Source organism: Comamonas sp. AG1104 (assembly GCF_003350425.1).
GTDB lineage: Bacteria > Pseudomonadota > Gammaproteobacteria > Burkholderiales > Burkholderiaceae_C > Comamonas > Comamonas testosteroni.
Genome location: NZ_QQAS01000003.1, coordinates 706,011 through 727,040, shown reverse-complemented (window position 1 = coordinate 727,040; position 21,030 = coordinate 706,011). Strand labels below are relative to the sequence as shown.

The window sequence follows — 21,030 nt, the reverse complement described above, 5'->3', positions numbered from 1 at the left end:
AACGAGGAGCGCCTGTCGTACGTTGTCAAAGCATTGCGGCTGCAAAAATACCGGAAACCCATAAAAAGAGGGCGCCAGGCGCTCTCTTTTTATTTTTCAATGGCCAACCTGGTTGGTGCACTTCAATAGGGCGCCGCCTGGCCATGCACAAACACCCTCAGCTCCCCGTTCTGGAAGGGGATCCACTGCTCGTTCTGTGTCAGAGGGGCGGTGACGATGATGGCCACCTTGTCCTGGGGGGTGGTTTCGCGGGAGAAGTCCACGCTGAGATCTTCGTCGGACAGCTGTGCCTGGGTGAAGGGATGTCTACGCTCGATATAGCAGAGGTGGGTCGTGGCATGGGCCCAGAGCGCTTCGCCGTTGGAGAGCAGGAAGTTGAACGTGCCGTGGGGTGCGATCTTGGCGGCCAGCTCGCGCAGGGTGTGGGTCAGCTCTTCGATGCTGGGCACGCCGGCATGGGACTTCCACAGCTCCTGCATGATCCAGCAGAAGGCCCGCTCGCTGTCCGTGTTGCCAATGGGCTGGAAGTGGGCATGCAGCTTGGGGGCGAAGTTCTTGAGGTCGCCGTTGTGCGCGAAGACCCAGTTGCGGCCCCAGAGCTCGCGCACGAAGGGGTGGCAGTTCTGCAGGCTGACCACGCCCTGGGTGGCCTTGCGGATATGGGCGATGACGTTGGTGCTCTTGATCGGGTATTCGCGGATGAGCTTGGCGATCTGGGAGTCGACGGCGCGTTCGTGATCGACGAAGTGGCGCAGGCCCTTGTCTTCGAAGAAGGCGATGCCCCAGCCGTCGGTGTGGTCGCCGGTGTTGCCTGCGCGCTGTGTGAAGCCTGAGAAGCTAAAGCGCACATCGGTGGGCGTGTTGCAGTTCATTCCAAGCAGCTGGCACATGGCTTCGTCATATCTTTCAAGCAAAAAAGCTTTATAGCCCAAGAATCTATGGACGATCTCGTCAATGATGGTGCTGTATGGCAGAGATCGTCAACCGCTGCCCAGCCGGCATGAAAAAAGCAGCCGAAGCTGCTTTGCGCAAGAGGGCTGCGGCGACCTATTCGCGGTCCAGCCAGAGCTTGCCGCCAGTGGCCCAGTCGTGACGCTTGATGTCGGTGATGATGATGTCCACCGATTCGGGCGAGCCGCCCAGCACTTCCACGCTGACGCGGGTGATTTCTTCGACCAGCTTGCGCTTTTGTTCGACGGTACGGCCTTCCATCATTTCGACATGGTAGGTGGGCATGTGCAGGTTTCCTTGCTGGCTTGGGGTTGGGAAAAGAGGCCCATCATAAGGCCGGGCTGGCCAAGAGCCGTCCCAGGACGGCCTCGGCCGCGTGCGGGTCGGTCAGCTTTGCTCCGACCAGAGCTTGCCGCCGCTGGCCCAGTTGTGGCGCGGCACGTCGGTGATGATGATGTCCACGGATTCGGGTGCGCTGCCCAGCACCTCGGTGGTCACGCGGGTGATTTCTTCGGCCAGCTTGCGCTTTTGTTCAACGCTGCGGCCTTCAAACAGTTCAATGCGATAGGTGGGCATCAAGGTCTCCTTGCTGAATGTGGAATGCCCAAGCTGCACGCAGGATCAGGCAGGGGTGGAATCGTTGTCGAGCGGCCGCGCACAGGCGGGGCAGATGCAGGCCTTGCCACGTGCGTCTGCGGGCAGCCTCTGCAGCGCATCCCGGGAAACCGGGGTCTGCATGCACCAGCAGCTTTGCGGCGGCAGGCCGGCGCTGATGGCGCACTGGTTGGGCTGGCCGCACAGAGGGCAGCGGCTGGCGTCTATGAGGGGATCGGTGGGCATGGCCGCAGTGTAGAAGCGATAACGCACTGCGAGTGGCGAGGTCAAGAAAAATGCACTCGATGTACTGACATGGAGTACATTTTCGATAGCTGCCTGCGCTTTTGAGTCAATGGATTCAGGTAGAAATACCTTCAAGATCCATTGACATCAAGCGAAAGCTACTCCTTATTCAGGAGCAGCCTTGCCCGGCAATAATCAAGCGCCGGCCTTGACCTTCAGGCGCCAGGCGTGCAGCAGGGGTTCGGTGTAGCCGGAAGGCTGTTCCTTGCCCTTGAACACCAGGTCCAGAGCGGCCTGGTAGGCTGCGCCATCAGGGTTGGCCACCAGGCTCTTGTAGGCGGCGTCGCCGGCGTTCTGCTCGTCCACGATCTTGGCCATGCGGGCATAGCTGTCGCGCACCATGGCTTCGGTGACGATGCCGTGCTGCAGCCAGTTGGCGATGTGCTGGCTGGAGATACGCAGCGTGGCGCGGTCTTCCATCAGGCCCACATTGTGGATGTCGGGCACCTTGGAGCAGCCCACGCCCTGGTCGATCCAGCGCACCACATAACCCAGGATGCCTTGCACGTTGTTGTCCACTTCCTGCTGCTTTTCCGCATCGCTCCAGTTGGGGTTGGTGGACACGGGCACTTGCAGGATGGCGTTGAGCAGCTCATCGCACTCGGCGTCGGCGTTGGGGCTTTCCAGACCCTTTTGAACGTCGGCCACATTGATCTGGTGATAGTGCAGGGCGTGCAGGGTGGCACCGGTGGGCGAGGGCACCCAGGCGGTGTTGGCACCGGCCTTGGGCTGGGCAATCTTCTGCTCCAGCATGGCCTTCATCAGGTCGGGCATGGCCCACATGCCCTTGCCGATCTGGGCGCGGCCGCGCAGGCCCATGTTCAGGCCGACCAGCACGTTGTTCTTTTCATAGGCGGGCAGCCAGGCGCAGGTCTTCATGTCGGCCTTGCGGACCATGGGGCCGGCATACATGGCGGTGTGCATTTCATCGCCGGTGCGGTCCAGGAAGCCGGTGTTGATGAAGGCAACGCGTGCCGGTGCGGCTGCAATGGCGGCCTTCAGATTGGTCGAGGTGCGGCGCTCTTCGTCCATGATGCCGAGCTTGACGGTGTTCTCGGGCAGGCCCAGAACCTGCTCCACGCGGCCGAACAGCTCGTTGGCAAAAGCGGCTTCGGCGGGGCCGTGCATCTTGGGCTTGACGATGTAGACGGAGCCGGTGCGGCTGTTCTTGATGCCGTTGGCACCGTTGCCCTTGATATCGTGGATGGCAATGGCAGTAGTCACCAGCGCGTCCATGATGCCTTCGGGGATTTCCTTGCCTTCGACGCCCCACAGAATGGCGGGGTTGGTCATCAGGTGACCCACGTTGCGCACGAACATCAGCGAGCGGCCGTGCAGCTTCACGCTCTTGCCATCGGCGCCGGTGTATTCGCGGTCGGGGTTCAGGCCGCGGGTCACGGTCTTGCCGCCCTTTTCAAAGGATTCGGTCAGCGTGCCTTTCAGAATGCCCAGCCAGTTGGCGTAGCCGTTGACTTTGTCTTCGGCATCCACGGCGGCCACGGAGTCTTCCAGATCCAGAATGGTGGACAGGGCGGCTTCGACCACCACGTCGGCCACGCCGGCGGCGTCAGTGCTGCCGATGGGGGTGGACTTGTTGACGATGATGTCGATGTGGATGCCGTTGTTCTTGAGCAGCACCGATTTGGGAGCTGCGGCATCGCCCTGGTAGCCGATGAACTTGGCTTCTTCCTTCAGGCCGGTCTTGCTGCCGTCCTTCAGGGACACGACCAGCTTGCCGCCTTCGACGGCGTAGCCGGTGGAGTCCTTGTGCGAGCCCGAGGCCAGGGGCACGGCCTGATCGAGGAAGTTGCGTGCGAACTCGATGACCTTGGCGCCGCGCACGGGGTTGTAGCCCTTGCCCTTCTCGGCGCCGCCTTCTTCGCTGATGGCATCCGTGCCATACAGCGCGTCGTACAGCGAGCCCCAGCGGGCGTTGGCGGCGTTCAGGGCGTAGCGGGCGTTCAGAATGGGTACCACGAGCTGGGGGCCGGCCTGGATGGCCAGCTCGGCATCCACGTTCTCGGTCGTGGCCTTGGCGTCCTTGGGGGACTCGACCAGATAGCCGATGGTCGTCAGAAACTTGCGGTAGGCCACCATGTCAGTGATGGGGCCGGGGTTGGCCTTGTGCCAGGTATCGAGCTGCGTCTGCAGGCGATCGCGCTCGGCCAGCAGGGCTGCGTTCTTGGGGGCCAGATCGGCCACGATGGCATCGAAGCCCTTCCAGTAGGTGTCCTGGTCAACGCCCGTGCCAGGCAGCACTTGCGTGTTCACAAAGTTGTACAGCTCGGTGGCGACTTGCAGGCCGTGGACTTGGGTGCGATCAGTCATTGGAAACCTCTGGTTGTGATGTCTCTGGATTCAGGAGTCGTTGCCCATCACGGGCAGCATGTGGGGAGACTGTATTTGAATTTTTTGAGTACATAAATAGCCTAAATAGTTCAGAACTCATGATGTTTTTATATGGAGTTCCTGGAATTTATGCGTTTTACGTACCAAAGACGCCAGAGTTCGTCAGTTCTGACCGGGATGCTCGGCGGCTTCGGCGGTGACCGGCTCAGCAATGGATGAATGCGACTTGGAGGATGCAGCGCGAGGCCTCTCCCGAAGCAATAGCTTCAATCGCGTGCCAGGCCTGAGCTTGCGGCAGTTTGGACGGTGTTCTTACGGCCTTATTCTTGAGATTGAAGTAAGTGCGCGCAATCAAATGACAAGGCGTTGTCTGTCATAAGTCGATATCCGCGCTCAGAAATGATTTGTTAATCTTGAAACAAATTGAGCATCTTCCGATATCGGCCAGCCAATCTTTACCAAGGAGCTTCTGATGGCGAATCTGAACGAAAGCCTGCAAGATCTGATGACCCTGGATGGCGCCATGTGCGCGGCAGTGGTGGATTACAACAGCGGCATGCTGCTGGGCAGCATAGGTTCCGGCGTGGACCTGGAGCTGGCTGCCGCCGGCAATACCGAAGTGGTGCGCGCCAAGATGAAGACCATGAAGTCCCTGGGTCTGAACGACAACATCGAAGACATTCTGATCACCCTGGGCAAGCAATATCACATCCTGCGCCCTGCCGAGAAGATCAACGGCATCTTCATCTACTACGTGCTGGACAACGGCCGTGCCAACCTGGCCCTGGCCAGGCGCAAGGTCTCGGACGTGGAGTCCAAGTTCGTCATGTGATTCAGCCGGCCTGAAGACGCGTAACGGGCGTGGAGGCCCGTTCTTGTTTTTCGCGCCGCACCGGACTGATCAGGCCGCGATCAACGGGGCGCGGAACTGGTAGCCCACTTTCTGCTGGGACTGCAGCGGCACGGCCACGGGCGTCGCCTTTTCGATGCGGCGGCGCAGGCGGTAGATGGTGGCGTGCAGGTTGTTGTCGGACTCGGCTGCGCTGGTATGGGTCAGCAGGCTGCGGATATGGTCGCGACTGACGGTTTCGCCCTGGGCCTGCAAAAAGCACTCCATCAGCATCAGGTCGGTGGCGCCCAGCTCCACGTTCTGGCCGTCGGGAGCGGTCAGCAGGCTGCGGCGGCTGTCCAGCTTCCAGGCCGTGGCCGTCCGGGCCGTGGTCATGATGCGCCGGTGCACGGCGCGTACGGCCAGTTCCACCTGCTCGAAGGTCACGGGCTTGGTCAGATACATATCTGCACCGGCATTGATGACCTCGGCAAACACTTCGGGCCCCAGGCGCCCCGAGACGATCAGCACGCCCGCCTGGCTGCGCTTGCGGATGATGCGCAGCAGCTCGGTGCCTGCCACCCCGGGCAGCATCAGATCCAGTACATAGAAATCAAAGCGATAGGGGGCGTCGTCGGCCAGCAGGTCGCTGCTATCGCTGTATGCCGTGACCTCCACACCTTGTCCGCGCAGATGCTGGGCCAGAAATTCGCAGTACTCGGTGTCGTCGTCGACCAGGGCAAGAGTGGCAGGCAGCATGGGCGGCGGACCTCATTCGGCAAGACCTTGGGGAATGACCAGGCGCATGATCGTGCCATGCGGGCTGTGCGGCAGAGCTTGTACTGTACCTTGGTGCAACTGCAAGACCGAATGCACGATGAACAGGCCCAGGCCGGCCCCGGGGCGGCTGTGGCTGTGATGACCGCGCGCGCCTTTTGTGAATAGACGCGGGAGCAGCTCCTCGGAAATGCCGGGGCCCTGGTCCATGACTTCCAGAATCAGCGCCAGAGGTTCGTCGGACTCGGAGATGCGCAGCTGCACCCGGGTATCTGCGGGCGCATAGGCCAGGGCGTTGTTGAGCAGATTGCGAAGCGTCAGCCGCATCAGCGCCGGATGCAGCTGTACGGTGCGTGCCGTGGTCAGCCATTGAACATCGATGCGCGGGCGCAGGTCGGCAGCAATATCGTGCAGCACCAGCTTGATCAAGGTTGGCAGATCGGTTTCGCTGGAGGCGCCGGCCTTGCCGCCTGCAGCCAAAATCGTGCCGGCGGTCAGGGTGTTGTCCAGTGTGCCTATCACCTGCTGCAGCACATGCTCGGCGCGCAGCAAGGCCCTGGCGGCGGGCGCTGCATCGGCCAGATGCAGATCTTCGATGGCCTTGAGCGTGGCCTGCATGGCAGCCGAGGCGTTGTTCAGCGGCTGGCGGATTTCGTGCGACAGCAGCTGCAGCATCTCGTTGTGTTCGCTCAGCATGGCCGTGCGCCAGTTCAGCAGGGTACGCAGCCTGTCGAGCTCGCCCGCGTCCTGGCGGCTGCTGCGCAGTTGCTCGTGCAAGGCCTGCAACTGCTCGCGCTGGCGTGCAATGACTTCGCCACGCGCATATTCGCGTCCTGTGTCGCTGAGCTGCATCAGCACCTCGTGCCGGCCCTGGGCATCGGCGGCTCCCGGCGTGAGCTGTATGCGGCGGTGGCGCTGCGCACCGAAGTCGCCGCTGCGGGTGTCGTCGTACTCCTGGCGCAGACCCCGAGCGGCGGCGGCGAAGCGCTGGCCATGGGTGTGCCAGATGCTGGCAGGCAGCAGACCCCGCAGCGGCTGGCCGATGGGGCTTGCGCCCTCGGGCACATCCAGCCATTGGCACCAGGCGGGAGTGGCCATGAGCAGCAGCCCTTCGGCATTCCAGAGCGCGCAGCCCTGGCCGGAGCGGCCCAGCAGATCGGCCAGTTGGGCGGCAGAAATGGGTGAAAAGCTCATGACGGCAGGCGGCAGCGGATTTGTAAATGTGTTTTGCAAATCATAGGTTTAACGCCTGGCTCTGCCCACCAGCTCATGGCGCTGGCGAATAAGCGATATTCCTGCCTCAGGGAAAACGGTAAATTTTGATATAAACATATATAAACATCAAAGATTCACTGGCAACTTGTGACTTCTAAGTAAGATATATCGCAATGAAGTCACATGCGAGACAGGCATGCGGCGCTGATTGATGACTTTTATAGTGATAGCACTCAGCGCTCTTGTTTAAAGAACTTTCGATAAAAACATTTGAGAAATCAAGACTGCTTGTGCGGTATGTGCTCTTGTATTAATAGTGCACGCTACCGCAGCAGGAGACAACACGGACCAGACAGGAGCAGCGGTCATGGACAAACTCAAGGCATTTGAGTCTTTTGTATCGGTAGCGACCAGGGGCAGCTTGACGGCTGCCGCCAAGGCCGAGGGTGTGGCGCCCGCCATCATGGGGCGCCGTCTGGACGCTCTGGAAGAGCACCTGGGCGTCAAGCTCATGGTGCGCACCACGCGCCGCATCTCGCTGACCCATGAAGGCAGCGCCTTCTTGGAGGATTGCCAGCGCCTGCTCTCCGATGTGTGCAATGCCGAAGCCAGCGTGTCGGCCGGCGGTGTCAAGGCCACGGGCCATCTGCGCATTACGGCGCCTGCCGGTTTCGGGCGCCGCCATGTGGCGCCGCTGGTGCCGCGTTTTCGCGACCTGCATCCCGATGTCACCATTTCGCTGAACCTCAGCGATCGCGTGGTCGATCTGGCGGGCGAGGGCTTCGATTGCGCGGTGCGCGTGGGGGATCTGCCGGACTCGGCCCTGGTCAGCGTGCGCATTGCCGACAACCGCCGCCTGTGCGTGGCCACGCCCGGCTATCTGGAGCGCCGCGGCACGCCCAAGCATCCCAGCGAGCTGACCCAGCATGACTGCCTGACGCTGTCGTCCGACGCCTCGCAAACGCGGGGCTGGGCCTTTCGCATCCCGCATCCCGAAAGTGGCACCAGCGAGGTCGTGCACTTCAAGCCGGGCGGCCCGCTGGACTGCTCCGACGGGCAGGTGCTGCACGACTGGTGCCTTGGGGGCTGGGGCATTGCCTGGCGCAGCACCTGGGAGGTGGAGGCCGAGATCGCCGCAGGCCGCCTCGTGCCCGTGCTGGAAGAGTTTGCCGCACCTCCCAACGGTATTTTCGTGGTCTTCCCCCAGCGCAAGCACATGCCGCTGCGCGTGCGCATGTGGATCGACTACCTCAAGCACCACTACAACCAGCCGGACTTCTTTCGTCTTGGCGTGGATATCTGAGCGGGCCTGAAACGGTAGACAATGGACCGGTCGCCGTGGCCTCATGTGGGCCGCTGAATCCGTCCTTTTTTCTACTGTGAAGCCATGACCTTTGAAGCTGTTCTTGCCAGCGCCCATCTGCTGGCGATTCTGACCCTGGTGGTGTTTCTGACCAGTCAGGCCGCCCTGTGCCGTGTGGAGTGGATGAATGCCGCCGTGGTGCAGCGTCTGGCCAGGTTGGACATGATTTACGGCATTGCCGCCGTCGTCCTGCTGCTGACCGGTATTGCGCGCCTGCTCTGGGGCGTCAAGGGCATGGGGGCCTATACGGCCTCGCCGCTGTTCCACCTCAAGATGACGCTGTTTGTCATCGCCTTTTTGCTCTCGCTCAAGCCCACGCTGACCTTCCGCCGCTGGAAGAAGACGCTGGATTCGAGCGGCCAGCTGCCGGCGCCCGAGGAGGTCAGGCAGACGCGCAAATGGGTGATGTGGCAGGGCCATGTGGTGCCGGTGATCGCCGTGGTTGCCGTCTTCTGGGCTCGCGGCATGTAATCTGCGCCAGACCCTGCAAAAGACAAAGGCCGCTGCAAAGCGGCCTTTTTCATGCCTGCGGCATTCAGAACGTGCCGCGCAGCGTCAGCATCACATTGTGTGGATCGCCATAGTGGCTGCTGTTGACCAGGTTGCCGATCCAGGTGTAGCAGCGCTTGTCGAACAAATTGTTGAAGTTCAGCGATGCCTGCCACTGCCTGTTGATCTGGTAGCGCACATAACTGCTCCACAGGGCAGGCCCGGCGCGGTGATGTCCACCGTGCCGATCTTGGGGTCGCAAGCACTCTGGGTGATCACGCCGCCGCCTGGCCTGAAGGCACTCCTGGCGCCGGGCAACGGGTAGGTGGTCCAGAGGCGCAGCATGTGCTCGGGCGGGTGGGTATTGAAGTCCAGGCCCTGGTTGTTGATGTCGTGCTCGTAGGTGTTGCGGTTGGGGTTTAGCCGGCAGACAGGTCCCAGCCGCAGCTGAGCTCGCCGCCGAATGTGGTCAAGGTCTGCATTCCGGGCTTAAACGAGAATGACTTCCCTTCGCGCAGTGACTGTGCATGGCCGGCGAAACATACGGATACCGCCCACCGCTCTGAAACCTGTGAACCGGCCCCGTAACAAGGGTGTGGCGCCAGCGATTCGGCAGGACTTGAATCCGGCACGTAAAATCCCTCGATGCTCTCCGTCAAACAGGAATTGCTCGCAGCCCTGGCTGCTGAGCTCGAAACACTCTCGCCCGGCGCCGGCGCACGCGCTGCGTTTGAAAACCCCAAAGTGGCAGCCCATGGCGATTTCGCCTGCACGGCGGCCATGCAGCTGGCCAAGCCTCTGAAGGCCAACCCGCGCGCCCTGGGCGAGCAGCTCAAGACCGCGCTGGAGGCTACAGCCGCCTTCCAGCAGTGGGTAGATGCGATTGAAATCGCGGGCCCGGGCTTTCTCAACATCCGCCTCAAGCCTGCTGCCAAGCAGGAGGTGGTGCGCGAAGTGCTGGCGCAGGCCCAGAAGTTCGGCTACCAGGCAGATCGCGGCGAGAACATCCTCGTCGAGTTCGTTTCCGCCAACCCCACCGGCCCTCTGCATGTGGGCCATGGCCGCCAGGCGGCCATTGGCGATGCGATCAGCAATCTGTATTCCACCCAGGGCTGGAAGGTTCACCGCGAGTTCTATTACAACGACGCGGGCGTGCAGATCGACACCCTGACCAAGAGCACCCAGCTGCGCGCCAAGGGCTTCAAGCCCGGTGACGAATGCTGGCCCACCGACAGCGACAACCCGCTGGCCAAGAATTTCTACAACGGCGACTACATTGCCGACATCGCCAAGGCTTTCCTGGCCAAGGAAACCATCAAGGCCGATGACCGCGAGTTCACCGCCAACGGCGATGTCGAGGACTACGACAACATCCGTCAGTTCGCCGTGGCCTATCTGCGCAACGAACAGGACAAGGACCTGCAGGCGTTCAACCTGAAGTTCGACGAGTACTACCTGGAGTCCAGCCTCTATGAAAACGGTCATGTCGAAGCGACCGTGAACCGCCTGATCGCCAATGGCAAGACCTATGAGCAGGACGGCGCGCTGTGGCTCAGGTCCACCGACTACGGCGACGACAAAGACCGCGTGATGCGCAAGACTGACGGCGGCTACACCTACTTTGTGCCCGATGTGGCCTATCACATCCAGAAGTTCAAGCGCGGCTTCACCAAGGTGGTGAACATTCAGGGCACGGACCACCACGGCACCATTGCCCGTGTGCGTGCCGGCCTGCAGGCTGCCGATGTAGGCATCCCCGAGGGCTACCCCGACTACGTGCTGCACACCATGGTGCGCGTGGTGCGCAACGGCGAAGAGGTCAAGATCAGCAAGCGTGCCGGCTCCTACGTCACGCTGCGCGATCTGATCGAGTGGACCAGCAAGGACGCCGTGCGCTTCTTCCTGCTCTCGCGCAAGCCCGACACCGAGTACACCTTCGACGTGGACCTGGCCGTGGCCCAGAACAACGACAACCCCGTGTACTACGTGCAGTACGCCCATGCGCGCATCCAGTCCGTGCTGCGCGCCTGGCAGGAGGCCGGCGGTGCAGGCCTGGCGGCACTCAAGGATGTGGACCTGTCCGCTCTGGAAGGCCCGCAGGCCCAGGCGCTGATGCTGCTGCTGGCCAAGTACCCCGAGATGCTGACTGCTGCTGCCGAAGGCAATGCACCGCACGACGTGACCTTCTACCTGCGTGATCTGGCCTCCAGCTACCACAGCTACTACGACGCAGAGCGTATCTTGGTGGACGACGAAAAGGTCAAGCTCGCACGCCTGGCCCTGGTCGCTGCCACGGCCCAGGTGTTGCACAATGGCCTGGCGGTGCTGGGTGTGAGCGCACCCGAGCGCATGTAATCCCAGTTTCCTGTCCATCGGCCGCCTTGCCGGCCTTGCCTGTCAGGGGTCGATGGATCTGAGAGTGGAATAACTGAAGCAGAAAGCGTTAAGCGACTGATATGAAGAACCAGCAACGCGGTGGAACCATCCTGGGGCTTATCTTTGGCATGGTCATCGGTCTGGCTGCGGCTCTGGCCGTGGCCATCTATGTGACCAAGGTGCCGGTGCCCTTCCTCAACAAGGGCGGAAACAACACTCAGCGCGATGCGGCTGAGGCCGAGCGCAACAAGAACTGGGACCCCAACGCACCACTGCAGAGCCGCCAGCCTGCACCGCCCCCGGTGACGCCACCAGTTCCTCCGAGCGACGTGACGGTGTCGCCGCCCACGCCTGCGGTTCAACCTACTGCAACCGGCGGGGTCACCACGCCGCCGCCCTCTACGCCGGACAAGCCTGTCAAGCCTGCATCGGGTGATCCGCTGGGTGATCTGGTCAAGGAGCGCTCCGCCGCCGCCGACAAGGCAGAAAAGGCGCGTGCAGACAAGGAAAAGGCGGCTGCGCAGACGGCATCCTCTTCGGACTCTGCATTCAACTACTTTGTGCAGGCCGGTGCTTTCCGTGGCCAGAGCGAAGCGGAAGCGCAGCGTGCCAAGCTGGCCATGCTGGGCTGGGAGTCGCGCATCAGCGAGCGTGAGCAGAACGGCATCACCGTTTTCCGCGTGCGTGTGGGGCCGTTCAGCAAGCGTGACGACGCCGAGCAGCTCAAGGGCAAGCTCGATGGCGCGGGCGTGGACTCGACTCTGGTGCGCGCGGCCAGATAACAAGGCCCTGAGACGCGGAGCGCCTTCTCCTCGGAACGGGGGGCACCTTAGGTGCGAGGCGGCCCTTGCTTGAGGTTTCAGGCTTGTGCCACTGGTAGTTTTGACAACGCTGAACTTTTTTGGGCCTGTTGGCTCTGATACTGCAGACCTGATACAGGAGTTTGTTTAGATGAAACGTCGCGAATTCTCTCTGGCTGCCTCGGCAGCTGCTGCCGGTGCCCTGAGTCTGGGTGCCTCCTCCAGCTGGGCCCAGGGCGCTGCGCCCAAAGAAGGCAAGGACTACATCAAGCTCGGCAAGCCCGCCAGCGTGAGCGCGCCGGCCGGCAAGGTCGAGGTGGTCGAGTTCTTCTGGTACAGCTGCCCGCATTGCAATGTCTTCGAGCCCCAGTTCGAAGCCTGGGCCAAGAGCCAGCCTGCCGATGTGGTGGTGCGCCGCGTGCCCGTGGCTTTCAATGCCTCTTTCGTGCCGCAGCAGAAGCTCTACTACGCTCTGGAGGGCATGAACCTGCTGCCCCAGCTGCACGCCAAGGTGTTCCGTACCATTCACGTGGATCGCAATCTGCTCAAGACCGACGATGCCATCTTTGACTGGGTCGGCAAGCAGGGCGTGGATCTGGCTAAGTTCAAGGAGGTCTACAACTCCTTCACCGTGGCCAATCAGGCGCGCAAGGCTGCTCAGCTGCAAAACGAATATGACGTGGAAGGTGTGCCCGCCATGGGTGTGGCCGGCCGCTACTACACGGACGGCACCAAGGCCGGCAATATGGACAATGTGCTGCGCGTGGTCAATGCGCTGATCGCCTCCAGCCGCAAGGCCTGAGATCAGGCAGCAGACGCCAGTGACGTTTGACGCCCAACAAGCCCGCCGCCGTGCGGGCTTTTTTGTGGGTGTTTTTTACGCAAGTTGCAAAAAGGGAATGACTACAATGGATGCAAGAAACGTGCCTTCCATGAAAAAAACACTCCTACCTCTTGCGCTGGCCTGCGCCCTGGCAGCAGCGACCGGCATTGTCCATGCCGAAAAGGCCGACAGCGCCAAGCCCATGAATATCGAGGCGGATGCGTTGCGTCATGACGAGTTGCAGCAGACCAGTGTCTTCACTGGCAATGTGGTGATGACCAAGGGCACCATCGTGCTGCGCGGTGCTCAGCTCGATGTGCGGCAGGACGCCGAGGGCTATCAGTACGGTGTGATCAAGGCCGAGGCCGGCAAGCGGGCGTTCTTCCGTCAGAAGCGCGATACGGTGGCCGGTCAGCCCGAGGAGTTCATCGAAGGCGAAGGCGAAGTCATCGAATACGACGGCAAGGCCGATATCGTCAAGTTCATCCGTCGTGGCGAGATGCGCCGCTACCGTGGCGGTCAGCTCAGCGATCAGGTCACGGGCTCCATCATCGTCTACAACAACATCACAGATGTCTATACCGTCGATGGCCAGAAGACCAGTGGTGGCCTGCCCAGCTCCTCCGTGGGGCAGGGCGGTCGTGTGCGCGCCATCATGGCGCCCAAGGACGGAACGCCGGGGGCCCAGCCCAAACCTGCAACACCTGCCACGCAGCTGCGCCAGAGCATGACACTGGGCGGCGAGAAAGCCGACGAGAAGAAATGAGCGAGCCGACTTTCTCCAGCAGCCGCAGCGGCGAGTCCGACAGCCGCCTGGAGGCCAAGCATCTGGCCAAGTCCTACGGCAGCCGCAAGGTGGTCAAGGATGTGTCCCTGTCCGTGCAAAAAGGCGAGGTGGTCGGTCTGCTCGGCCCCAACGGTGCGGGCAAGACCACATCGTTCTACATGATCGTGGGCCTGGTGCGCAGCGACGGCGGCGAGATCTTCATCGACGGCCAGCCGGTGGGCGGCATGCCGATCCACCAGCGTTCGCGCCTGGGCCTGTCCTATCTGCCCCAGGAAGCCTCTATCTTTCGCAAGCTCAGCGTGGAAGACAATGTGCGTGCCGTGCTGGAGCTGCAAAAAGACGAGCAGGGCAAGACACTGACGCAGGGCGAGATCGAAAAGCGCCTCACCGGCCTGTTGCAGGAGCTGCGCGTCGAGCATCTGCGCCAGTCGCCGGCGCTGGCGCTGTCCGGCGGTGAACGCCGGCGCGTGGAAATCGCGCGTGCCCTGGCCACGCAGCCGCGCTTCATCCTGCTTGACGAGCCGTTTGCCGGTATCGATCCGATTGCGGTGATCGAGATCCAGCGCATCATCGGCTTCCTCAAGGAACGCGGCATCGGCGTGCTGATTACCGACCACAACGTGCGCGAGACGCTGGGCATCTGCGACCACGCCTTCATCATCAGCGACGGCCATGTGCTGGCCGAAGGCACGCCCGAGGAGATCGTGGAGAACGCCGATGTGCGCCGCGTCTATCTGGGCGAACATTTCAGGATGTGATGACTCCCACGCTCCCTCACTTTGTGTGGTCGCTGCCCCCGGAAGGGACCCTGACCGGCAGCGCCGAGGTTTGCCTTGGGGCAGCCCGGCGGCAAACCCATAGCACTGCGCGCGTTTGCAATGATTGTCTGGGGGCCGCGCCTCGATGAAGCCAGGTCTCTCGCTACGCGTTTCGCAGCATTTGTCGCTTACGCCGCAGCTGCAGCAATCCATTCAGCTGCTGCAGCTCTCCACTCTGGAGCTGGCGCAGGAAGTCGAGCAGATGCTGGTCGACAACCCTTTTCTGGAGCGTGCGGGCGATGAGGCTGAAACTGCGGGAGATGCTCCTGTAGATGTAGCTGCTAGCGCCAGTGAATACAGCACTTCAGATGGTATTCGTTCTGAAAATGAATCATTGCAAGCGCAATCAGCTACTGAAACGGTAGCGGAAGCATCAACCCCCGAAACCCCTGAAACGCTGAACTGGGAGGCCGACGGCATGGACGGCCAGGACGGGGAGTGGGGCGGCGAATCCAGCAGCGAGTGGGAGACGCCCTCGGCCAGCAGCTCCACGCGCAACCGCGATGGCGATGACGAAACCGATGCCATCGATCTGGCGCGCGAGCACCAGAGCCTGACCGACTTTCTCCATCGTCAGGCGCTGAGCCTGCATCTGGGCGCGGCGGACATGGCGGCACTGCGCTTTCTCATCGAGTCGCTCAGCGACGATGGCTATCTCGAGGATTCCCTGCAGGAGCTGGCGCAAAGCCTTGCCGGCGACGACCTGGAAGAGCGCGAGGAGCTGGAGCAGCACTTTGTCATTGCTCTGAAGCTGCTGCAAAGTCTGGAGCCCGTGGGCGTGGGCGCGCGTGATCTGGCCGAGTGCCTGCAGCTGCAGCTGCGCGACCTGATCCGCACTGCCGAGGACGAGGGCACGACCGAGGCGCATATGAACCGGCTGCTGCTGGCGCAATCCATCTGTGCGCAGCCCATGGACCTGCTGGCGCGGCGCGATCTGCGCAAGCTCACCAGCCTGTGCGGCGCGCGCGAAGAGCAACTGCGCGAAGCCATGGCCCTGATCGCCAGGCTGGAGCCGCGTCCGGGGCGCCGCTTTGTCGACGTGGAGCGCCATATCGTGGTGCCCGATGTCATCGTGCGCCCGGTGCGGGCCGGCGCCGGCCGGGCGGACTTTTCCGTGCAGCTCAACCCCGAGGTCATGCCACGTCTGCGCGTGCACGACATCTATGCCAGCGTGCTGCGTCGCCACAAGAACAGCGACGGTCATGCAGCGCTGCAGCAGCAGTTGCAGGAGGCGCGCTGGTTCATCAAGAACATCCAGCAGCGCTTCGACACCATCTTGCGTGTTTCCGAAGCCATCGTGGAGCGGCAGAAGAACTTCTTTGTGCATGGCGAGCTGGCCATGCGCCCGCTGGTGCTGCGCGATATCGCCGATACGCTGGGCCTGCACGAGTCCACCATCAGCCGCGTGACCACCGCCAAGTACATGGCCACGCCCCAGGGCACGTTCGAGCTCAAGTATTTCTTCGGCTCGGGCCTGGGCACGGAAACCGGCGGCAGTGCCTCCAGCACGGCCGTGCGTGCGCTGATCAAGCAGTTTGTCGATGCCGAAGATGCCAAGAAGCCGCTGTCGGACGCCAAGCTGGCAGACATGCTCAAGGAGCAGGGCATCGAGTGCGCGCGCCGCACGGTGGCCAAGTACCGCGAGCAGCTCAAGATACCGACGACCACGCTGCGCAAGGCGCTGTAGGGCGCCTTAGAAACAAGAAAGCCGCTGATGCATCGCACAGCGGCTTTTTGTTTAGAGCCATATGTCTTGATGAAGCAAGATCCAAGTGAGGGACAGCAAGCAAAGGCCGCCCTGCAGCGAAGATGTCGTCCCCCTTCCGAAGAGAAAGGGGGAAGGCGCAAAGCGCCTCAGGGGGTTAATTCGGTACCAACCACCAGATAAACCAGACCAGCACGCCAATCATCAGTCCGAACTTGAGGATCTTGTAGAAGGTCGGATTCCAGTCGCGGAAGGCACGGCGGTACTTGCCGGCATAGAACGAGATCTTGAACAGCTTGCTGATCATGCCGCGCGGATCGCCCTCGTTGTTGGGCGAGCTGGCGGCGGCCACCACGTTCTTGCCCAGCCAGTGATTGAGCCACTGGGCAAAGCCATTGGTCATGGGGCGTTCCACGTCGCAGAACAGCACGATGCGGTTGCCTTCCGAGCGGTTCTCGGCCCAGTGCATATAGGTCTCGTCGAAGATCACGCCTTCGCCTTCGCGCCAGCTATAGGGCTTGCCGTCGACCTCGATCATGCAGCGGTCGTCGTTGGGGGCCAGCACGGCCAGGTGATAGCGCAGCGAGCCCGCATAGGGGTCGCGGTGCAGATTGAGCTTGGCGCCGGGCGGCAGCTCGGCAAACATGGCGGCCTTGACGCTGGGAATCGACTTCACCAGGGCCGTGGTCTTGGGGCACAGCTCCATGGCCGAAGGGTGGGCATCGCCGTACCACTTGAGGTAGAAGCGCTTCCAGCCGGTCTTGAAGAAGGAGTTGAAGCCTGCGTCATCGTTGTTGGCGGCAGCCTTGATCTGCATGTTCTTTTGCAGATTGACGGCTTCCTCGCGGATCTCGCGCCAATTGGCCTGCAGCGGCGCCAGTTCGGGAAAGGTGCTGGTGGGCAGATAGGGCGTGCGCGGCACCTTGCTGAACATCAGCATGAAGACGTTGAACGGCGCTGTGAACGTGGAGTGGTCAAACAATTGCTTGACCACCTTGTGGCGCACCTTGCCGCGCAGATGCATGTACAGCCCGCAGCCAAAGAAAAGCAGCACCAGTGCCAGAACGATAATTTTTGCCATAAGGGCCAATTTTACCGGGGGCACCCCGGCGGCCACCATGGGGGCAGGTCAAACAGAACCGGGGTAGGGGAATATCAAAAGCTATAGCTGCCGGCGCTTGACGGCCAAGCGCAGCAGCCCGCTTGTTAGATATTCAAGGCAGAGCCAGCACGGCGCAGTTGCACAGATCCGCGCTCTCGAAGGCCGTTGTGTCGCCTGCTTTGAGCCCCGGCACGGGGAACAGGCGCACCGTCAGCGGCTTGTTGAGGCGAAAAGCCATGGTGCCCGTATCGCGCATGACGGCGGCGATCTGCTCGGCGCTGCTGTCGCCCGGCACAGGCACGGTATCGAGGCCGATGCCGCAGACGCTGCTGTAGGTCAGCAGGGCGCGGATATCGAATTCGTCATTCAGACTGGCCTGGGCCAGGCCTTGGTCCTCGGTCACGGCCAGCATCAGGCCGCTGAAGCCGATCTGCGTCACGCCGCTTACCGATTTGAAGACGCGGGTCAGCAGGGCCGACGCTTCCACCGTGCCGCTGGCGCCGAAATGGGGCACACCCAGCAGTTGGTAGACATCGACCATGGAGGCGCAGGACTTGGACGGCGCAGCCGAGGTGTCCATGCCCGCGATATGCCAGCCCTCGGCCAGTTTCACGCCGTCGGCACAGCGCTGGATGGCAGTGGCATGCTCGTTCAGGGTCTGGCTCAGGCGATCGAATGCGAGCTTGAACCACGCCGCGTGATCGAGTTGCAGGCGCTGCTGCTGCAGCGCCTGCAGTTCAGCCACCATGAGGTCTGGCGTTTCCAGGCCCAGCACCAGGGCGCCGTGGTGCTGTCCGCGGTGGTAGCTGGCCGGGAAATAGGGAATGCCGGGTGCGCAGTTGAAGTTGACCGTGAAGTTGAAATTGCCTTCGCCGCGAGGCGTGATGCGCGCGATTTGCTGAATCGCCTGCACGCTGTGGGCCAGCAAGCCGGTCTGCACAAAGCCATGTTCATCCAGATCGATGTTCACGCAGGCGTTGCACAGGTCGCCATAGGCTGCAATCAGCTGCGGCAGCAGCGCCACCTCCTGCGCATTGCGCGCTTCGCCCACGGCAAAGCGGATGCGGCGTTTGCCGGTGTTGATGGCCTTGAGCGTTTCGGCAATGTGCTGCAGGCCGGCGAGGGCGCTGTCTATGCCGCTGACGTCCAGGTATTCGCCGAACGGGTTGCTCACGATGCGGATGGACTGTACTTGGTAGCCCCGCGCTTCGATGGCATCGGCCACGGCATCGCATTGCTGCTTGGCCTGGGTCAGGCCGGCCTGCCACTGTGCCTCATCGGCGCTCAGGTTGACAAAGGCGGTGACGGTGCGCACGCGCACCAGCGGGTTGAAGCTGATATTCATAGCAGTATCCGTAGGCAGGAGAATGGCTGGCGGCCATTTTGCATCTGAATATGCCGATCACAGCAGGCGCGTTCCCAGCGGCACCTCCCTGTCGGGTACGCACAGGGCCACGGCTCCTGTGGCATCGTGAAAGCCGGTCACAAGACATTCGCTCATCAAGGGCCCAATCTGCTTCTTCGGAAAGTTGACCACGGCCACCACCAGGCGGCCAATCAAGTCCTCGGGCCGGTAATGCTCGGTGATCTGTGCGCTGGACTTGCGTTGGCCCAGCTCGGGACCCAGGTCCAGCAGCAGCTTGTAGGCGGGTTTGCGGGCCTCGGCAAAGACCTCGGCCTGCAGTATGCGGCCCACGCGCAGCTCCACCTTCATAAAGTCGTTCCAGCTGATTTCTTCCATGTTGTCATTGCTCCTTGGTCTGGCATCATGCCTGGGGCCCTGCATGCATCTGTAGAGCAACGCTTGTCGTGCGCGGGCACCGGAAAAGGCCTAGCGCGTATGCTTATGCCCTGTAAAGCGCACAACAGGCTCCCGTGAGCGTCCGGCGCCTGAGCCGTTGCTGGCGCGCACTGATTTCTATGAACCAACTGCATTTGTTTCTGCCCTGCGCCGCCGGCGTCGAGGGCTTTCTGGCCGACGAGGTCCACGCCATCACCGGCGCCAGCGGGCAGGATCTGCTCGTGGGCCGGGGCGGCGTCATGCTGCGCGGCATGTGGCGCGATGCCATGCTGCTCAATCTGCACAGCCGTCTGGCTCAGCGCGTGCTGATCGAGCTCTCGCACACCATGTACCGCAGCGAGAACGATCTGTACCGTGCCGCCAGCGAGGTGGCCTGGGAGATCTGGTTTAGCCCCAAGGAAACCTTCAAGATCGAAGTCACGGCCCAGCACAGTCCGCTGACCAGCCTGAACTTTGCGGCACTCAAGGTCAAGGACGCGATTGCCGACCGTTTTCGCGCCAAGCGCAACGGCGTGCGTCCCAGCGTGGAGACCCATCACCCCGATGTGCGCGTGCATCTGCACCTGACGACCGACGGGGCCACCCTCTATATCGACACCTCGGGCGAGGCGCTGTTCAAGCGCGGCTGGCGCGAGGACAAGGGCGATGCCCCGCTCAAGGAAACCCTGGCCGCAGCCATGATTGCGGCCTCGGGCTGGAACCCGCATGGCGACAACCCCCAGCCGCTGTACGACCCCTGCTGCGGCAGCGGTACCCTGGTGATCGAGGCCGCGCAGATCGCGCGCAGGATTCCGGCCGGCATTCTGCGTCGCTTTGCGTTCGAGAAGCTCGTGCCTTTTCAGCGCCATGTCTGGGAAGCCATGCTGGACGAGGCCGAGAGCCAGATCCTGCCTGAATCGCCGGTGGGCATTTACGGCTCGGACATCGCCTTCCGCATGGTGGACTTTGCCCAGCGCAATGCCGAGCGTGCGGGTGTGTCCGATACCGTCAGCCTGCGCGGCGGTGATGCCTTGCAGCGCATGCCGCCCAGCGAGCAGCCCGGCATGATGATCCTGAACCCGCCCTATGGCGAGCGTATCGCGGCCGCCGGCAGCGCAGGCCGCAATGCGGCCGAGCGCATGGGCCAGGTCGAACGCGCAGGCCGTGAAACCGCGCAGACCGAGGACGGCGGCGAATTCTTCAGTCAGCTGGCCAGCCACTGGAAGAAGAACTACAGCGGCTGGAGCGCCTGGATGCTGACCCCCGACCTCAAGCTGCCCAGCAAGATGCGCCTCAAGGAGTCGCGCCGCACACCCATGTGGAACGGCCCCATCGAGTGCCGTCTGTTCTGCTTTGACATGGTCAAGGGATCGACCAAGCCCCGCAAGGCCGCAGAAGGTGACGCACAGCAATGAAGATCGCCCCCCTGCGCTGGCCGGCCTGCAATGCCGGCTATGACGGCCCGTTGCCGCGCCCCATGATTCTGGACACCAATGTGGTGCTGGACATGCTGATCTTTGACGACCCGGATATCCCGACCATCCGCGAGCTGGTCGCCCGTGGCGACGTGCGCTGGATTGCCGACGAAGCCCAGCGCATCGAGCTGGGTCGCGTGCTGCACTACAGCCAGATTGCGCCGCGCGTCAGCTACTACGGCAAGACGCCCGAAGGCGTGATGGCCGCATTTGACGCAGCCGTCGAATATGTGTCCGCTGCCCCCAAGATCCGCTTTACCTGCACCGATCCCGACGACCAGCATTTCCTCGATCTGGCCAGCCAGCACAAGGCCTTGCTGGTCAGCAAGGACAGGGCCGTGCTCAAGCAGCGCAAGCGTGTGGCAACGCACTATGGCGCGACGGTTGGCAATGTGGTGGTGCTGGAAGAGGAGCGGCTGGCAGCCTAGTGTGGCGCAGCCGGGCGTGCTTCCCTGTATCGACTGGCCGCGCTCCTTGGAGCGCTGCTATAT

The 21,030-nt window shown here is 62.3% G+C and carries 22 protein-coding genes; 11 read left to right on the top strand and 11 right to left on the bottom strand.

Annotation, left to right across the window (positions count from 1 at the left end; genetic code table 11):
* Positions 1-122: 122 nt before the first annotated feature.
* The 5 genes from DFO48_RS11875 to DFO48_RS11855 all read right to left on the bottom strand — a co-directional run bounded on the left by DFO48_RS11875 (position 123) and on the right by DFO48_RS11855 (position 4,179).
* A complete protein-coding gene (locus DFO48_RS11875) occupies positions 123-890 on the bottom strand; it encodes a class II glutamine amidotransferase (protein ID WP_003080920.1) in 768 nt (255 codons plus the stop codon).
* 157 nt (positions 891-1,047) lie between these two features.
* Entirely contained in the window at positions 1,048-1,236 is a 189-nt protein-coding gene (locus tag DFO48_RS11870) for a 4-oxalocrotonate tautomerase (protein WP_003060524.1), read from the bottom strand.
* 102 nt (positions 1,237-1,338) lie between these two features.
* A complete protein-coding gene (locus DFO48_RS11865) occupies positions 1,339-1,527 on the bottom strand; it encodes a 4-oxalocrotonate tautomerase (protein ID WP_114863491.1) in 189 nt (62 codons plus the stop codon).
* A gap of 45 nt (positions 1,528-1,572) precedes the next feature.
* Positions 1,573-1,791 (bottom strand): cysteine-rich CWC family protein, encoded by a 219-nt coding sequence (locus DFO48_RS11860; protein ID WP_034350123.1) that lies wholly within the window; start codon positions 1,789-1,791, stop codon positions 1,573-1,575.
* A gap of 195 nt (positions 1,792-1,986) precedes the next feature.
* Complete coding sequence (locus DFO48_RS11855) at positions 1,987-4,179, bottom strand: malate synthase G (RefSeq protein WP_114863490.1); 2,193 nt, start codon at positions 4,177-4,179, stop codon at positions 1,987-1,989.
* A gap of 493 nt (positions 4,180-4,672) precedes the next feature.
* On the opposite strand from DFO48_RS11855, the gene DFO48_RS11850 reads away from it, so the two are divergent.
* Positions 4,673-5,032: a hypothetical protein gene (locus tag DFO48_RS11850; protein WP_114863489.1), complete on the top strand. Its 360-nt coding sequence runs from the start codon at positions 4,673-4,675 to the stop codon at positions 5,030-5,032.
* A gap of 69 nt (positions 5,033-5,101) precedes the next feature.
* Here DFO48_RS11850 and DFO48_RS11845 read toward each other — a convergent pair whose 3' ends face one another.
* Together DFO48_RS11845 and DFO48_RS11840 are read right to left on the bottom strand one after the other, a co-directional pair.
* Positions 5,102-5,788: a response regulator transcription factor gene (locus tag DFO48_RS11845; protein ID WP_003080929.1), complete on the bottom strand. Its 687-nt coding sequence runs from the start codon at positions 5,786-5,788 to the stop codon at positions 5,102-5,104.
* Positions 5,789-5,800: 12 nt separating this feature from the next.
* Positions 5,801-7,000: a sensor histidine kinase KdpD gene (locus DFO48_RS11840; RefSeq protein ID WP_114863488.1), complete on the bottom strand. Its 1,200-nt coding sequence runs from the start codon at positions 6,998-7,000 to the stop codon at positions 5,801-5,803.
* Positions 7,001-7,388: 388 nt separating this feature from the next.
* Between DFO48_RS11840 and DFO48_RS11835 the strand changes: the two genes are divergently transcribed.
* Together DFO48_RS11835 and DFO48_RS11830 are read left to right on the top strand one after the other, a co-directional pair.
* Complete coding sequence (locus tag DFO48_RS11835; protein ID WP_034355246.1) at positions 7,389-8,324, top strand: LysR family transcriptional regulator; 936 nt, start codon at positions 7,389-7,391, stop codon at positions 8,322-8,324.
* Between the two features lie 84 nt (positions 8,325-8,408).
* Positions 8,409-8,855: a DUF2214 family protein gene (locus DFO48_RS11830; RefSeq protein ID WP_114863487.1), complete on the top strand. Its 447-nt coding sequence runs from the start codon at positions 8,409-8,411 to the stop codon at positions 8,853-8,855.
* A 64-nt stretch (positions 8,856-8,919) separates the two neighbouring features.
* Here the strand turns inward: DFO48_RS11830 and DFO48_RS25625 are convergent, their stop codons facing one another.
* Positions 8,920-9,072 (bottom strand): TonB-dependent receptor, encoded by a 153-nt coding sequence (locus DFO48_RS25625; protein WP_233506380.1) that lies wholly within the window; start codon positions 9,070-9,072, stop codon positions 8,920-8,922.
* A gap of 446 nt (positions 9,073-9,518) precedes the next feature.
* Here DFO48_RS25625 and argS point away from each other — a divergent pair, with 446 nt between their 5' ends.
* The 6 genes from argS (at position 9,519) to DFO48_RS11795 (ending at position 16,164) form a co-directional block, all read left to right on the top strand.
* Positions 9,519-11,228 (top strand): arginine--tRNA ligase, encoded by a 1,710-nt coding sequence (gene argS, locus DFO48_RS11820; protein ID WP_087079793.1) that lies wholly within the window; start codon positions 9,519-9,521, stop codon positions 11,226-11,228.
* A gap of 101 nt (positions 11,229-11,329) precedes the next feature.
* Complete coding sequence (locus DFO48_RS11815; RefSeq protein WP_003080938.1) at positions 11,330-12,031, top strand: SPOR domain-containing protein; 702 nt, start codon at positions 11,330-11,332, stop codon at positions 12,029-12,031.
* 169 nt (positions 12,032-12,200) lie between these two features.
* The gene (locus DFO48_RS11810) at positions 12,201-12,851 is read left to right on the top strand and encodes a thiol:disulfide interchange protein DsbA/DsbL (protein WP_114863486.1); all 651 of its coding nucleotides are present in this window, start codon (positions 12,201-12,203) and stop codon (positions 12,849-12,851) included.
* A 130-nt stretch (positions 12,852-12,981) separates the two neighbouring features.
* Entirely contained in the window at positions 12,982-13,638 is a 657-nt protein-coding gene (gene lptA / locus DFO48_RS11805) for a lipopolysaccharide transport periplasmic protein LptA (protein ID WP_003080941.1), read from the top strand.
* A complete protein-coding gene (lptB, locus tag DFO48_RS11800; RefSeq protein ID WP_003068196.1) occupies positions 13,635-14,417 on the top strand; it encodes an LPS export ABC transporter ATP-binding protein in 783 nt (260 codons plus the stop codon). The genes lptA and lptB overlap by 4 nt, the downstream gene beginning before the upstream one ends.
* A 145-nt stretch (positions 14,418-14,562) precedes the next feature.
* Positions 14,563-16,164, top strand: a complete 1,602-nt coding sequence (locus tag DFO48_RS11795; RefSeq protein ID WP_114863485.1) for an RNA polymerase factor sigma-54 — start codon at positions 14,563-14,565, stop codon at positions 16,162-16,164.
* A gap of 175 nt (positions 16,165-16,339) precedes the next feature.
* Here the strand turns inward: DFO48_RS11795 and DFO48_RS11790 are convergent, their stop codons facing one another.
* The 3 genes from DFO48_RS11790 to DFO48_RS11780 all read right to left on the bottom strand — a co-directional run bounded on the left by DFO48_RS11790 (position 16,340) and on the right by DFO48_RS11780 (position 19,025).
* On the bottom strand, positions 16,340-17,263 hold the full coding sequence (locus DFO48_RS11790) for an aspartyl/asparaginyl beta-hydroxylase domain-containing protein (protein ID WP_114863530.1): 924 nt from the start codon (positions 17,261-17,263) through the stop codon (positions 16,340-16,342).
* 133 nt (positions 17,264-17,396) lie between these two features.
* A complete protein-coding gene (locus tag DFO48_RS11785; RefSeq protein ID WP_114863484.1) occupies positions 17,397-18,629 on the bottom strand; it encodes a DUF711 family protein in 1,233 nt (410 codons plus the stop codon).
* 57 nt (positions 18,630-18,686) lie between these two features.
* Positions 18,687-19,025 (bottom strand): tRNA-binding protein, encoded by a 339-nt coding sequence (locus DFO48_RS11780; RefSeq protein ID WP_114863483.1) that lies wholly within the window; start codon positions 19,023-19,025, stop codon positions 18,687-18,689.
* A gap of 179 nt (positions 19,026-19,204) precedes the next feature.
* On the opposite strand from DFO48_RS11780, the gene DFO48_RS11775 reads away from it, so the two are divergent.
* Both DFO48_RS11775 and DFO48_RS11770 read left to right on the top strand, forming a co-directional pair.
* Positions 19,205-20,479: a class I SAM-dependent RNA methyltransferase gene (locus DFO48_RS11775; RefSeq protein WP_114863482.1), complete on the top strand. Its 1,275-nt coding sequence runs from the start codon at positions 19,205-19,207 to the stop codon at positions 20,477-20,479.
* Positions 20,476-20,967, top strand: a complete 492-nt coding sequence (locus tag DFO48_RS11770; RefSeq protein WP_114863481.1) for a putative toxin-antitoxin system toxin component, PIN family — start codon at positions 20,476-20,478, stop codon at positions 20,965-20,967. The genes DFO48_RS11775 and DFO48_RS11770 overlap by 4 nt, the downstream gene beginning before the upstream one ends.
* Positions 20,968-21,030 lie beyond the last annotated feature (63 nt).